1 pseudogene is annotated in these 604 nt (G+C 41.4%); it reads right to left on the minus strand.

What is annotated here, in order from left to right:
* Window positions 1-432 (minus strand): annotated as a pseudogene (locus BN338_RS09635) (phage capsid family protein); the annotation flags it as partial.
* Between the last annotated feature and the right edge of the window lie 172 nt (window positions 433-604).

Here is a 604-nt window from a genome sequence, read left to right on the forward strand (position 1 = left end):
AGAAACAACAATTGTTCCAAAATCTTGAGCCGTCTGTGAGTTACCTGGCATTTGGAAGCGGGTTTTTTTCATGCCTATCAGCGTCTTAGCCGCAACACCAAACTGACGTTCATAATCAAAAAACTCTTCCTTAAGAGTGTAATTGGTGGCACTATGATTTTTTCCAAAGCCTATAACGGCGCTTTGTGCTCCTAAGAATACCGCACGACGGACCGTTTTAACCGCTGTATTGTCTGTCGACTTAACACCATGCGTAACCTCTCTGGCTTCGCGTAAAACAACCCCATTATACATGCCAAGAGAGCCATCAAAGATTGGGTTTTTCTTACGGGAGGTTGCATAAACCGCTTTCTGAATATCGAGCCATTCACCTTCTGCTGTGTTGGTTCGCAATTGCTTGACTTGTGTGGGATGCAAATACATCACATACACTGCAACACATTGATTCATAATGGTTTTTTATCGTTTCTCACCTTGAATTACACCCCCGAATATTGTAAGATTCTCTCATTTCAAATCACTTCATATTGAATCAATTTTATTCACTTAGCTTTATGCCATAAGCGGGGTTGGCAGATGGGTAAAAATTATAGAGGAAAGGAGG

This window comes from Bartonella queenslandensis AUST/NH15 (assembly GCF_000312585.1).
Taxonomy (GTDB): Bacteria; Pseudomonadota; Alphaproteobacteria; order Rhizobiales; family Rhizobiaceae; genus Bartonella; species Bartonella queenslandensis_A.